The sequence below is a fragment of the Spirillospora sp. NPDC000708 genome, from assembly GCF_040299565.1.
Classification (GTDB): domain Bacteria; phylum Actinomycetota; class Actinomycetes; order Streptosporangiales; family Streptosporangiaceae; genus Spirillospora.
Map to the genome: position 1 here is coordinate 19,725 of NZ_JBEPCJ010000031.1, position 13,207 is coordinate 32,931.

Genomic DNA, 13,207 nt, shown 5'->3' on the forward strand with positions numbered 1-13,207 from the left:
GACCCCTTTCCGCCGTATTCCGGTGGCACCCCCGCCAGGCCGTCCAACGAACCCAGGCAGACCTCGGGGCGCAGCTCGAAGAACTACTACGTGACTGACATGCCTTACACCGTGCTGAGCCTGTGACCAGCGTGTTTGCTCAATAGAGCCAGATAACGATGGCCGAGACCGGCGCGTCCGGGCCCGGCTCGGGCGACCTCAGTATGGGCGAGGTAATCCAGCGCGCAGGCACGCAGCGAGTGGTGCGCGGCGTACAGTTCGCCACCGTGCTGGGGTGGCGAGCGCCTTGTCGACGGCGGCCAGGTCGGTGAAGGGGGCACCAGGTCGTGTCGTCGGCGTCGTCGCCGGCGCCCACGTTCACCAGGCGAGGCTCGCGGAACAGGCCTGCGGTGGTGGCGATCCAGGCGTGGTCGGTCTCGCGCAGGTCGTCGACGTGCGTGTGGGCCAGGATCACCGGGATGACGTCGCCGATCTCGAGTCCGCCCCCTCACGCAGCTCGTCGGCGCATCGCCGCCTCTACGGTCTTGCTGGGCTCGACCATCCCGCCGGGGATCGCCCACAGCCCCGGTGTCGCGGCGGCGGATCAGCCGGCGGCTTCGTTCCCGCCCCACCGGCCGAGGTTTCGGCCGGTGCGGCCGGTCGGGGGACGGAGCCACCGCTTGAGGGTGTACTGGTGAGCGAGCGTCGACCCGGTGGGCGTGAGGGGCGCGTGTTCGTCAGTTGTGGCGGCGGAAGCCACCTTCTGTGTTGGTGATCTGTCCGGTGATCCAGATCGCGTCGTCGGTGGTGAGCCAGGCGATCAGGCGGGCGGGATCGTCTGGACGTCCCCAGCGGTGGGCGGGGAAGCGGTTCTGGATGGCTTCCAGGCCCCCCGGGGTGGCGTAGCCGGTGTCGAGAGGGCCGGGGTTGACGGTGTTGAGGGTGATGGCCTGGTCGGCCAGGGTGCGGGTGACCGAAGACAGGGCGCCCTTGGCTGCGGCGTAAGCGACTTCGTCGCGCATGGGGCCCAGGTCCTGGCCGGAGGTGAGGAAGACGACGCGTCCGCCGGTGCGTCCGTCGTGCTGTGCGGCGAAGGCTTGGGTGAGCAGGATGGTGGAGCGGGTGTTGACTGCCCAGTGGGCATCGAGCATGGCGGCGTCCAGGTCGCCCAGTGCCCCGTCGCCGCCGCTGCGGGCGTGGTTGCAGATCAGGATGTCCAGGTGCCCGAGTTCGGCACGCGCGACCGCGATCAGCTGCTCAGGTGCGTCGGGGTCGGTCAGGTCGAGGCCACGGTGGGCGAGGGCGGCCTGTGGGTCGGCCATGGCTTGAGCGACGCCGTCCATGACGGCCTGCAACCCTGCGGGGTCGGCCCCAGGGCTGGGCCCGGTCATGGGGAACGTGATGATGCAGGAAGAGGCCGGCGCCCATCGAGGCCAGGCGACGGGCGATGGCGTATCCGATCCCCGCGCGCCGACTGACGCCGGTCACCACCGCGCCCGGCCGCGTAGCGGCAACGGATCGGGACGAAACCGGGGATCGGGATGCTCGGCCAGGCCACCACCAGTCACGCTCACCAGTATGAGGGCCGCTGCAGGGGCGCCCGGGCGCGAGCGGTCTCCGCCAGGGCGTGCGCTCAGTAGCCGATCAGCGCGCGGGGCGCCGCGACCACAACAACGGCGCCGCTGACGACAACGACGGCTACCGATCGTCGCCCTGGGCTTCCACGCCGTGCCGAGGACCCCGCTTCCGCAAGCGGGACGCGATCGGTTGTGTGTCATCGAACGCAGAAGTACACGCAATGTTCTGTACGGTGTGCTCTCCACGGGCGGGCGCGGGCCCTTACGATGCATGGGCACTGGGCGTAGGGATGAGATTCCCGGGCGCCCGGAAGGATCTCGGCGACGCCGGCGCGCGGCGGTCAGTCGGTAACGCGGTAGGGGCGGCCGACCTCCGGCTCGTTCCCGTCGGCGGTGACGCTGTACGGCCACCGGCACTCGACCCTCTCGTTGTGCACGCCGATGTGCTCCTGGCAGCGGACCCTGTGGTTCGGGCGGATCTCGGGGAGCGGGATCGCGATGACCACGGCCGGCGAGCCGAGTTCCGCCTCGTCGTCGGCGTGCTGCTCCAGGGCGGTGTCGAGAGCGGTGTCGCGGATAGGTCGCGGCGTTCAGCGGACGCATTGTCAAGAGACCGTGGACCCGGTGCTAAGGACACGAGTCGTCACTCCCCGTCATCATTAGGGCGTCAAAGCGACCACTGCGGATCGCCGCCGCACCGAGGCTTTCCGTCAGCCAACCGGGTCGTTCGCAAACCGAGAAACAGGGGGTATTCGATGGTGAGCATCATCCTCAAGCGCGGGGCCTTGGTCGGCGCGGCTGCCGCCGTGCTGTCCGGGCTCGCTGCGTCTCCGGCCATGGCCACCGACGTCGGCATTTACCTGCCGAGCGGCCGTGGCTCCATGACGTTCATCGACGACGGGGACAAGTTCAAGGTCTGCGACACCAGGGTCGACGACCACGGGGTCACCGGATACGTCCGAGAACTCACGGCAGACGGAGACATCGTGGTCGAGGCGACCATCGACGATGGTGGCGACGCCGGCTGCGACACGAAAGTGGTCGACATCTACGGCCATACGCCTCATGACATGGTCCTTTGCTGGAACGGCGGTGGCAGCTGTGTGGTCTCCGCGGTCTTCAGGGAAAGCGATTAAGCGCCTTAGACCATCAGAAAGCCCGCGCGATCGGCGCTGGCCCTGCTCACGACCATCTTCAACGACCCACGCGAACGAGCCAGGGCCTTCGCCATATTAAGCGTCACCCTGATGGCCGGCGGTGCCTGCGGGCAGATGCTGGGTGGCGCCCTCACCGAGTACCTCGGCTGGCGCTGGTGCCTGTACGTGAACCTTCCGATCGCCGCCGCCGTGGTGGTCGGAGCCTTCACCGTGCTCCCCGACGCCCCCAAGGCATGCCGGGGTCAGGCTGGACCTTCCCTGGGCGATCTTGGGCTGCGGTGGAATGACCGCATTGATCTACGCCCTCGGCGAGGCTGGTTCATACGGTTGGGAATCCACCCCGATCATCGGGCTCTTGGCCGCTGCGGTGGTCTTGTTGGCAGCCTTCGTGGTGGTGCAGTCGAAAGTGTCTGATCCGTTGCTGCCGCTGCGTGTGCTCGCCGACCGTAACCGGGTGGGGGCGTTCCTGGCCGTGGCCACCGCTACCTTCGGCATGCTCGGCATGTTCTGTTCAGGACCTTCCACCTGCAGACGGTCCTGCACTACTCCTCGCTCCGTGCCGGGCTGGCGTTCCTGCCGTACGTGGCCGCGGCCACGGCCATCACCGCGACCCAGGTCTCCCGCCGGCTCCTTTCGCGGGTGCGACCCCGGGCCATCGTCGCGCCGGGACTCGTCCTGGCCTCCGCCGGCCTGACCGTCCTCACACAACTGTCCCCGCACAGCCCGTACGCCGCGTCCGTCCTGCCCGCCATACTCCTCTGCGGGCTGGGAATGGGAAGCCTCTTCGCACCCAGCATGAGCACCGCGACCAGCACCGGCGACCCCCGCGACGCCGGCATCGTCTCCGCCGTCGTCAACACGCGCAACAGATCGGCGGCTCGATCGGCACGGCACTGCTGAACACCATCGCCGCCGGCGCCGCTTCGGTCTACCTCACCGCCCATCCGGACACGCCGTCGGCCCTCGCCCAAGCCATGGTCCACGGCAACGCCGTCGCCTGCGCCTGGGCAGCCGGAATCCTGCTGACGATGGCGATCATTGTCGCCGCATTCATCAACACCCGCCCCAGCCAACCCACCTCAGGCGAGCCCACGCCACGCAATCGGGCGGAAGCGGAGAAAACACCGCCGAGGAAGCAAGGCGAGCGTGAGAGAGCCGGATTCGACCCACGGGGAACGATCCACACCTGGACACACTTCAATCGCAGGTCGCGGCTAGATCCGACCGGAACTTCGCCAGTGCTGCCGGGCCCCCTAGCTGCGTGCCCCGCAGGTCCGGGCCCTGCAAGGCGGCGCCCCACCGCAGGTCGGCGCGGCCAGGGTCGCTCCCCCGCAGATTCGCCCCTGCAGGTCTGCGCCCGTCGAACCGCAGGTCTGCGAGGCGGAGGAGGTTTGCCCTGCTCAGGTCCAGTTCGTCCAGACGGGTACGGCCAAGTGCAAGCCGCTGAGGTCGAGGATGCGGTGCCCTGGACGGCGGGCGCGCTGACCGAGCGCGGTCAGCGCGGCGGGCCGGCTCGCTGACCAGGTCCACGCCGGACAGTGAGTACCAGGTGTGCGTGGTGTCGCTCTTGCGGAAGGCGGATCCGTCGGTGTCAGCGCGGTGGTCGCCGACGTGCGGTAGGTGGTTGCGCATCTCTGCAGGTGTCTGGTGCCGGGCCGGTCGTCTCGGCCAGGCACAGCGTGACCGTCAGCGACTCCAGCGGCTTCACCGGCAGGTCGGCCGCCTCGCTCACGGTCCGGCCGCCGTACAGGATGACCAGCGAGCGCGCGCCGCGTCCAGAGGTGAGATGCCGCAACAATCCCGGGCTCACCGCCGTGCCCTGCTCGGCGTACGCGATCGTCGCCCGCCACTTTCAGGGCGAGCCGCCGTACTGGTGGACAACCGGATTCGCACCCGCGTCCTGCTCGATGGCGCGCACGACCGCCGCACCGCCTGGCGGGAGAAACCGGCCTCCGGCCAGTTCGTTTCGAAGCCCTGGCTGGGCCGCTGCATGTCCGCCGCTCGACCCGTCGTCCATCCGTTCGAGGCGGAAGCGGCCTCGGACGGGGCGGTGGGCGCCGGGTCGGCGTCCGCGACGGCGCCGGTGGCCCTGCGGCCAGCGCGAGCGTCGGCACGAACATGAGGCACGGCGTCCGATGATGTTCATCACGAACTGCCTATGCAGATCCAGGTCAGAATCTGGACGCATCCAGAGTCGACGACCGAGAACGTCATCAAGGTCGATGTCAGAAAGGCACGGTAGACCCCGGCTCACCGCTCCCCTTCCGGAGCCTTTCAACAGCCCCGCCAGCGAACGACCGGGCCTGAATCTGCGCGAGCGGACCGCCAGGCCGCCGGCGCATACAGCTGCTCATCGGCGCTGGGTCATGGCCTGAGCCGGTAGTGGTAGGTATGTGAGACGCGGAATCCGACGCGGTCGTACATTTGGCGCGCCGCGTAGTGCTCATGGTCGTCCATAACCTGCAGGTACATCTCGCCTGCACCGCGCGCTGCGGCCCAGCGGGCACCGACGTGCAAGATCGAGGTGGCGATGCCTTGGCGCCGGTGGCCGGGGTGGGTGGTCATGCAGAAGACTCCGCCGTAGCCGGGGGCGGCCACGATGAGCCCCATGCCAGCTGTGCCTTCGCCGTGTTCGACGCTGAGGTAGGCGGCGGGGCCGGGAACACGGGAGAGGACCTTGTCCGCTGTCTCCTGGCTGTTCTCGTGGCCGTCCAGGGCAACGTATGCGTCCAGCCAGTGGCGGGTTGGACGCTCGGTGAGGGTCACAGCCAACGACGCTGAGGTACGGGACTGGTCGATTACGGTGCTGGTTGGTGCGACGCAGACTCTGGTCGCCGCCGCCCGCCGATATCCCCGCTCGGCAAGCGACTCGTCCAGAGCGGCGTGTTCCTCCGCCGGGGTCACCTGAACGGCGATGAGCATTCCACGGTCGGTATAAAAGTCCTCCACGCGAGATAGGGTCGCCAGCAGAGCTTCTCCCTGTGCCAGTGGCAAGGCGGAGTTCGACCGGCGGCGCGGCACACCGGGCGTGTGGCGCAGCAGCCAGCCTTCCTCTTCCCGGCTCTCGACAGCCGGCCACGCCGCCGCCGCGTGTCGCTCGATCAATCGCATGTCGGCCAATGTGTGTCCCCTTGTTCCAGCGGTCTGGGTGTTCAGCGCCCGAACGCTGCGAGCCGGGCGGAGGAGTCCGCCATGCGGTCTCCGCACCGAGGGACGCTGACAGAATGGCGTAGAGAGACGCTAAGGTCCACCATGCGTTTCTTCGCGGACTTGTTAGGAGAGCTGGATGATCCGATGATGGTGCATGTCGCCTGACCTTGGTCGGCACCCGCGAACGGTGGCTTGAGTTCGACGCCTCCCCGGTGAGCCGGAGTCGCCCGAGGTCGTCTCCGCGGGGTGCTGCGAAGTGCCTCTTTGCTGTGACTCCGACCTCACGTCGACGCCCCCGCCGGCGAACTTGGTATGTCCCGCTTGTGCCGCTGGCACGATCCCGCGGTAGGCGCGACAGCCCTTGCGGTGCGCCGGACTCAGATGCCGTTGGCGCCGGTCGACGCGACTGATCAAAGGACACAGCCGCCTCTGCGCTATGTGGTTCAGTTGCCGCTCAGTCGACTTGTCAACGAGCATTTCGGTGAGCAGCCCGTCGGCGTAGGAACCTGCCAGAGCCGAGACTGCGAGCGTGTCTCATGTGGTGAGCTTCTTCCAGCAGGTGATGGCGGCGGCGAGGACGAGGAAGGCGTTGAACAGGCGGCCGCGGCGTTCGTAGCGGGTGGTAGGCGCCGGTAGCCGAGCGGCCAGGCCGGTGTCCGTCGATCACCCAGCGGTGTCGGTCGAGGCGCTCGCCGGACTCGATGCCGGGCCGGGCGATGCGCGGCATGGTTCCGCGTCGCCGCAGCCAGGCTCGATGCTCGGCGGAGGGGTACCCCTTGTCGGCGCGCATCTTCACTGGCCGTCGCCGACTCGGCCCACGGTGCGATCGGATCGCCGGCAACGCCGCCAGCAGTGGCTTGAGCGCATGGCTGCCGTGGTCGTTGGCCGCCGACACCGCGACCACCAGCGGCAGCCCGGCGGCATCGGACCGCACGTGGATCTTGCCGCCCTTCTTGCCCCGATCGACCGGATCGGGGGCGTCAGCGCGCCCCCTTTCTCGCACGGACGGCTGCGGCGTCCACGATCGCCGACGCCCAGCCCGCTTGCCGCCGCGCACCCGACTCGTCCAGCACCGCACGGTTCAGCAGCGGCCACAGCCTCGCCTGCGTCCAGGCGGTGAACGACGATGCGCGGTCGGCGCATCGACACCGAACTCGGCGGGCAGTGCCACCACGCACACCCACTGGTCGGAGACCAGCCATGTCGCTTGCACCCCTTCTGCGGCGTCGTTCCCGGCGACGCTACAGCGGAAGCGAACACGAGCAACTGGCCACCGTGCGGTGATGTGGAGGATTGATTCGCACACCGCGGCCGCATTACCGGCTCCTGGGGCTCGGACTCCCCATGGCAGGGCACGTTCCGTTCGAGGCCAGCCGGCCGACGGGCTCGCTGTCCAGCAGGCACAATCCTGGCATACGCATGCACCTCCGGACGAAGTCCAGGCTTGATATACCTATTTGCCACTCTGGGATGTCTTGCCGTGAGATGCGATATCCGATACAAAGTGCGTCGTACCGGCCACCCTGGGTGTTGTGGCCGAGTCGGGAGTGGGGAGCGGATCGCATGCGGACGTTGCGGCGGGCAGCCTTGTTCGTGGTGCTGCCGCTGGTGGTGATCACAGCGGCGGCGTTCGGCTGGTACCGACTCAGTGATGCGGGCAGGGGTGGGCGATACCAACACAAGCTCGCCGACTACTGTCAGGGGCTCGTACCCGAGGCCGAGTCCGCGGTCTTCACCGACCGCAACGAAAAGGCCCTGTGGTACGACGAACACCATAGCCTCGCACAGCGCTGGGAGACTTGTGACGTCGGCGACCTCCGGCTCACCATTGGTGACGTCAGCGACACGCTCATCAATACAGGCAATCCCAACGGGTTCTTCGCTCTGTTGCGTGACGGACTGGACGGCGGCACGGATGAACTCCCGATGGCAATCGGCGGCGGATGGGAGGGGTATACCGACCTGAGCAATACGGGAGTGGTGCTGGGTTGCACCAACCGGCAAGCCTCCGTGGTGGTTTCCGCAGTCTCCAGGTCGCTCACGGAAGCCCAAGCGCGCCAGGCCGCGCGGCTCGTCACCGCTACCGCAGTACGAGCGGCCCGCCGATACGACTGTGACGCCACCTACGGCGGCCCGATACCGCCCGTGCCGCAACCGGCTAAGGAGATGCCGCCCAAGACCATCGGGGGCACATGCGCCGGCATCCCGGTCAAGATGGTCGTGGATACCGGTGAGGTCAACTGGATCAAGGAAACCGCAGGCAGCGGAACCTCGCCGGTCGAGGGCTGCATTCTTGGCAGGACCGTGGCCTTTTCCTCGGCCGCCTACCACTTCCAGGCCGACTATGGACCGTACGCGCTAGGGCTGCGGACGGCTGCGGACGGTACTGGTGGAAGCGGCATTTATCGCACTGGCGTTGATGCCGGCCGCTCTCGCGGTCACGCCTGGGCCACCGCGCGCTGTCCGGGCCACGCCCCGAGGGCGATATTCTCCGTCAGCGCCACCGAATTTGCGGCTCCGACGGTGCGGTTCCTGACGGCCTCACTGCGCGCCTTCGCCGAACACGCCGTACAACGACACAGCTGCACGGACCTGCGGCTGCCTCGGTGACATGGCCGCACACCACCAGCGGATCGGGTTGTTTATCCGGGAAGGCCGGCTCGACGGCAGCTCCCGCCGCGACTGCGGACACCGTGTTGGACGACCACCGGCTTCGACCTTGAACGCTGGAAGCAATGCAGCACCGGATACGGCGGTTTGCCTGAGTTTAAGCTGCTGCACCGGCCAGGGTACTGCTGACGCCGTGTCCTCGCATACGTTCGCCCGGTGCCCTACGGCCGTGTGGAGGACCTTGCAGGAACCGCGCTGCTGACATGGCCGGATACGCCCCCGCCCATATTGTCCAGCTGACGCGGCTCTGAGATCCCTACGTGCTCGGCGGTGCGGCCGAAGTGCAGTTCTTCGCTCAGAGTCAGGAAGATTTCTGACGAAGTGGATGTGGGTCACTTCGGGGTCGCTTCGCAAGAGGAAATCCATCGGAAAGGTGCTGATTCTGCCGTCGGGTCGTTCAGGCAATACCTGGTCGTGCCGAGTACCGCGAGCACGCGCGCATGGTCCTCGCCGCTGGAGACGCCGTACCACCATTTGGAAGGGAAGTTGTTGATCAATCGACAAGACTCGCATGTCGTGCCTGAGGGCGCACAGTTGCGGATCTGCTTCATCGGTGACTCTTTTGTTCAGGGGATCGGTGACCCGGAATATCGGGGCTGGGTCGGCCGGGTTCTCGAGGCGACGGGCGGTGGGATAACTGCCTTCAACCTGGGAATCAGGCGCAACACCTCCGAAGATGTCCTCCGTCGATGCCGGCAGGAGATCCTTGCTCGCTCGGTTCCCGGCGCCGACAACCGGCTGGTGATCTCCTGCGGTAGCAACGACACCTTGGAGGAGGACGGCAAGATCCGGGTCGACCCGTCCGACAGCCTTCACAATCTGGCAGCCATCCTGGACCAGTGTCGCCATTCGGGGATCGCGCCCCTGGTCGTGGGCCCTCCTCCTGTCATTGATGCGGGCGATGACCACCTGCTGCGGACGTCGAGTCTTGCCGGCGAGATGGGAACCCTGTGTTTCTCGCGCGGCGTTCCGTTCATCGGCACCACCTTGAAGTTGGCGCGTGACCGGGTCTGGATCGAGGAGGTGAGGGCGGGCGACGGCGCCCATCCTGGCAGTGGCGGCTACCGCAGGATGGCCGACCTCATCCTCTCCGACTGCTGGCATCGATGGATCGCTCACCCCTGCGGGCAGATGTAGTCCACCCCGTCTGTGCTCGCTCCTCGCTGGCGTGTCCCGGACGATGGCGCTGCACTGTGAGCAGGATGGCCAGAAGTAAGCGCCGCGATCGACTGCACCAGTCCGACGGTGGTCGATCGATAGGACCATTGGGCCCGCGGCGGGCGGCTCGGGTCGCGCCGTCGCCGACTGTTCGCCGAGCACTCGTGGCGCGGTAGGACGATCGAGTGTCACCGGGCGCAGATCCTCAGGACGTAAGGGACGCGCCCGGCGATCGAGGCCGACGAGGAGCGGGGGCGCAGGTTCTGACCGATGAGGTGTGCCAGCAGGCGCGCCGGCCGCTGCCGTCACGGCGTTGAGGCTGTGCACCGGAACAGAGGCGAAGGTGCTCGTCGACCGGTCACCCAGCCGAACGACCTGAGCCGCGGGAAGGACGTGGCGGCCGGGGGAGGCGAGCCGATGAGTCTGGTCAGGGAGCGGGAGACGCGTTGCCGGATGGTGCCCGCCAGGCGCTGAGGAGGGAGGCGGTCAGGGAGCGGGCGACGTGTCGGGACGTCCAGCCTGCAGCCGTTGTCAGGTCGGCTACGACGCGTTCGTCGAACAGAGTGATCCACAACAGGATCGCGTAGTCGATGTCCTGGTCGGGCACGGTGCCCCCGGCGATGAGCTCACGTACCGTTGGGGCTAGACCGTCGTAGAGCGACGAGGTCAGCGGGTCACCTGCTCTGACCCGCTCCAAGAAGCCTTCCGGCCGACGGATGTGAGTGGAAGCGCGGCCCCACCGCACGGCGAGTCTCACCCAGGACTCGTTAATGAGCCGCAGCCGCTCCACGCCATGACGACGGGACGAGATGCTCTCCAGCTCTTCGACCAGCTCGTCGACCATGCGGTGGTAGAACTCGCGGTGGACATCGTGCACCGAGGTGAAGTGCCGATAGACGGTGGCGGTCGCGACGCCGCTCGCGCGCGCCAGGTCGGGCAGGCTGAACTCGGTGCCGCGGTCGGCGAGCAGTTCGCCCGCCGCGTCCAGAAGCCGGTCCCGGGTACGGGCGGTGTCTCGGCGCAGCCGCTCTGTGGACATCTAACCTCACGATCGTCGGTAACGACGGGGAGCCTCACCTCGCTCGTTTTATTCTCCCTCAACGCGGTCGGCCGGGTCGGCGGGCGCTTCGGTCGTGGTCACAACGGCGAAGAGGACATGAGCGATCACGACCAGGGTGCTCCAGGGCTGGCTGATGCCCGCCCGATGCTGCTGGAGACGCGGTCGGGGATGGATGCCCGGCTGAAGTCTGCCGCGCGGCGGCTACCGGAGGCCGAGACGGTCTGCGCCGCGCGTTGATGATCTGGTGGTTCACTTCCTGCACCGTCGATCAGCGCGCGCGGATGCCACCCCGCTGATCTTGACGCACGGCTGGCCGGGCAGCATTGCCGAGTTCGTCGATGTGGTGGACGAGCTGGCGGATCCGGAAGACGCGGACGCGCCGGCGTTCCGCGTCGTGGCCCCCGCGCTGCCGGGCTCCGGCCACAGCGACAAGCCGACCGCCACCAGGTGGGAAAGCGAAAAGATCGCGACCGCATGGGGCGAACTGATGGGAAGGCTCGGCTGCGGCGAGTTCGTTGCCCACAGAGGCGACTGCGGTGGCAACATCGCCACGGTTCTCGGCGACAGGTTCCCGCCGCAGGTTCTCGGCATCCACTCGACGTTCGCGGAGGCGCCGCCCGGGCTGGCGACGGACGGGCTGACGGCGGTCGAGCGCAGGTGGACCGAGGAAACCCGCGATTTCTGGCACCGCCGCGCGGCGCATGCGAAGTAGCAGGCGACCCGGCCGCAGACCATCGGCTACTCGCTCGTCGACTCATCGGTCGGGCTTTTCGCCTGGACCCTGGACAAGTTCGCCTCGGCGATCACCATGGACCCCCGCGGCATCGAGAAGTGCCCGCGCTCCTGGGCGCAGGGGCCGCTCGGGGAGGTCTACGTCGGCTGGCTCACCGAACACCGTCCGATGCAGATAACTCCTGAAGCGATCCAGGACTTTCGGATCGGCGACTTGTCGGCGGGCGCCGTCGACCCCGATGAAACCGCCCCTGACACATCCACTGGTCGTCCAGGTCATCTGCCATGTGAACAACTCTGGATCCAACGCATCATTTATGGCCTCGGCCACTATCAAGGCCTGTTCGCCGCAGAGGCCGCCGGGAGTCGAGAGGACAGGGTGCTATATCAATACGATTAGTTGATACATCAATCCGGATGTCTGCTATGCTGAAGCGGTGTACGATTTTCAGGATTCGGTCACAGGGGCGCCTCACGTCCCGGCACTGCTGCTGGTCGGTACAGGGGAGGCCGGTCTTGACCGCACCAGCCAGGCCTACCGGGCGATCAGACGTCAGATCATCGACCTGACGCTGCCGCCCGGCAGCAGCTTCACTGAGGCCTCACTTGCACAGAAATGGCAGACCAGCAAGACGCCGGTGCGTGAGGCGCTCGCGCGGTTGAGGCGTGACGGTCTCGTGCAAGCACTTCCACGAGCAGGCTACGTCGTCAGCCCGATCACCCTCCAGGACACCGACGATCTCTGTGCCCTGCGGACACTGCTCTCCGGGGAGGCCGCCGCCGCCGCTGCACGCAAGGGTGTCCAGGCGTCGGCGCTCGCGCGGCTTGAGGCGCTATCGAAGGTGCCCTCCGCCTTGGCGGCGGGCGAAGTGGGGCTCGAGGATTCGCTCCGCGCGGGGATCGAGTTCGAGGCCATCATCGCCAACTCCAGCAGCAACAACCGCTTCGGCAAAGCGATCGTCGATGTGCTCGATGAGTTGGAGCGGGTCCTGCGGATGGCCGCCTTGATAGAACCCGAGATCGCGAGCCCGCCTGGGGAAATGGTGGCGATCTTCGAGGCACTGCGCGCGCGGGATGCGGACGGTGCCACCAAGAGCATGCGCCAACGCTGCGAGCGTGTGCGTCGCGACGTGCTCCAAGTCCTGGCCAAAAGCACCTCTGTCAGCAGGGCGCACATCGAGATACCGGCATCTTCACCTCCGCAGGGCTGATGAGACGCTGGACAACGCTGCCCGCTCGGCTCCGGTCGCCGTCCGGAGCCGAGGACGTCTCCCAGCGACACGCTGGCGCATATCCGTGGACACCTGTCCGCCGTGCCCCGTCCGCCATCCGGTCAGAGGCCCCTTGATCCAGGAGGCGCGGGCATTGTTGTGATGCCTCGACAACGGCCAGGCCCGCGTTGAGGTCGTCGGCGCCGAGCTCACAATGTCGCTTCTGCCGGCTATAGATGCGATACCGGCGCCGTTCGGCTGAGAAGAGATGACCGCTCATTGCAGCTCGGGGCCACGCCGCCGCCGCAGCTGAACTCGGCGAGGAGTGCTGCGGATCGGGTCGTGGTTGACCTGGCTCCACTGGGGCATGCTTCGAAGCCGGATGAGCGTCGGCGTGTTGTGAGCCGGACGCAGTGAGGTCTCCGGTAGCCGGGCTCATCGCCTGGGGCGTGAACGTCGGCTCCACGACCATGCGTGCCCGCCAGTGCGCCGCCGGAGCGCGGCGATGCTCAG

The 13,207-nt window shown here is 67.6% G+C and carries 16 protein-coding genes; 9 read left to right on the top strand and 7 right to left on the bottom strand.

All coding sequences use genetic code 11. The features are described 5' to 3' along the window. Positions 1-139: 139 nt before the first annotated feature. The 4 genes from ABT299_RS22460 to ABT299_RS22475 all read right to left on the bottom strand — a co-directional run bounded on the left by ABT299_RS22460 (position 140) and on the right by ABT299_RS22475 (position 2,062). Complete coding sequence (locus ABT299_RS22460) at positions 140-454, bottom strand: hypothetical protein (RefSeq protein WP_500251882.1); 315 nt, start codon at positions 452-454, stop codon at positions 140-142. 33 nt (positions 455-487) lie between these two features. After that, positions 488-562: a hypothetical protein gene (locus ABT299_RS22465; protein WP_500251932.1), complete on the bottom strand. Its 75-nt coding sequence runs from the start codon at positions 560-562 to the stop codon at positions 488-490. Positions 563-716: 154 nt separating this feature from the next. Next, a complete protein-coding gene (locus tag ABT299_RS22470; RefSeq protein WP_500251883.1) occupies positions 717-1,322 on the bottom strand; it encodes an SDR family oxidoreductase in 606 nt (201 codons plus the stop codon). Positions 1,323-1,897: 575 nt separating this feature from the next. After that, positions 1,898-2,062, bottom strand: coding sequence for a hypothetical protein (locus tag ABT299_RS22475; RefSeq protein ID WP_387032498.1), 165 nt, complete (start codon positions 2,060-2,062; stop codon positions 1,898-1,900). A 249-nt stretch (positions 2,063-2,311) separates the two neighbouring features. On the opposite strand from ABT299_RS22475, the gene ABT299_RS22480 reads away from it, so the two are divergent. From ABT299_RS22480 to ABT299_RS22490, 3 genes are all read left to right on the top strand, one after another. Further along, entirely contained in the window at positions 2,312-2,692 is a 381-nt protein-coding gene (locus tag ABT299_RS22480; protein ID WP_387032501.1) for a hypothetical protein, read from the top strand. Between the two features lie 42 nt (positions 2,693-2,734). Continuing rightward, complete coding sequence (locus ABT299_RS22485) at positions 2,735-3,127, top strand: MFS transporter (RefSeq protein ID WP_500251933.1); 393 nt, start codon at positions 2,735-2,737, stop codon at positions 3,125-3,127. Between the two features lie 111 nt (positions 3,128-3,238). After that, positions 3,239-3,613, top strand: coding sequence for an MFS transporter (locus tag ABT299_RS22490; RefSeq protein ID WP_387032616.1), 375 nt, complete (start codon positions 3,239-3,241; stop codon positions 3,611-3,613). A gap of 1,464 nt (positions 3,614-5,077) precedes the next feature. On the opposite strand, the gene ABT299_RS22495 is transcribed toward ABT299_RS22490, so the two are convergent. Further along, positions 5,078-5,824, bottom strand: a complete 747-nt coding sequence (locus ABT299_RS22495; RefSeq protein WP_387032503.1) for a GNAT family N-acetyltransferase — start codon at positions 5,822-5,824, stop codon at positions 5,078-5,080. A 505-nt stretch (positions 5,825-6,329) separates the two neighbouring features. Then, complete coding sequence (locus ABT299_RS22500) at positions 6,330-6,941, bottom strand: transposase (protein WP_500251884.1); 612 nt, start codon at positions 6,939-6,941, stop codon at positions 6,330-6,332. Positions 6,942-7,426: 485 nt separating this feature from the next. On the opposite strand from ABT299_RS22500, the gene ABT299_RS22505 reads away from it, so the two are divergent. Then, positions 7,427-8,473 carry a hypothetical protein gene (locus tag ABT299_RS22505; RefSeq protein WP_500251885.1) on the top strand — a complete coding sequence of 349 codons (1,047 nt, stop codon included), beginning with the start codon at positions 7,427-7,429 and terminating at the stop codon, positions 8,471-8,473. 381 nt (positions 8,474-8,854) lie between these two features. Continuing rightward, positions 8,855-9,670, top strand: a complete 816-nt coding sequence (locus ABT299_RS22510) for a GDSL-type esterase/lipase family protein (protein ID WP_500251886.1) — start codon at positions 8,855-8,857, stop codon at positions 9,668-9,670. A gap of 448 nt (positions 9,671-10,118) precedes the next feature. Here the strand turns inward: ABT299_RS22510 and ABT299_RS22515 are convergent, their stop codons facing one another. Further along, on the bottom strand, positions 10,119-10,730 hold the full coding sequence (locus ABT299_RS22515; RefSeq protein ID WP_387032510.1) for a TetR/AcrR family transcriptional regulator: 612 nt from the start codon (positions 10,728-10,730) through the stop codon (positions 10,119-10,121). 117 nt (positions 10,731-10,847) lie between these two features. On the opposite strand from ABT299_RS22515, the gene ABT299_RS22520 reads away from it, so the two are divergent. From ABT299_RS22520 to ABT299_RS22535, 4 genes are all read left to right on the top strand, one after another. Beyond that, on the top strand, positions 10,848-10,988 hold the full coding sequence (locus tag ABT299_RS22520) for a hypothetical protein (protein ID WP_500251887.1): 141 nt from the start codon (positions 10,848-10,850) through the stop codon (positions 10,986-10,988). A 7-nt stretch (positions 10,989-10,995) separates the two neighbouring features. Next, positions 10,996-11,463, top strand: a complete 468-nt coding sequence (locus ABT299_RS22525; protein WP_500251888.1) for an alpha/beta fold hydrolase — start codon at positions 10,996-10,998, stop codon at positions 11,461-11,463. Positions 11,464-11,559: 96 nt separating this feature from the next. Beyond that, positions 11,560-11,883: a hypothetical protein gene (locus tag ABT299_RS22530; protein WP_500251889.1), complete on the top strand. Its 324-nt coding sequence runs from the start codon at positions 11,560-11,562 to the stop codon at positions 11,881-11,883. A gap of 37 nt (positions 11,884-11,920) precedes the next feature. After that, positions 11,921-12,694, top strand: coding sequence for a GntR family transcriptional regulator (locus tag ABT299_RS22535; RefSeq protein WP_500251890.1), 774 nt, complete (start codon positions 11,921-11,923; stop codon positions 12,692-12,694). Positions 12,695-13,207: the final 513 nt, after the last annotated feature.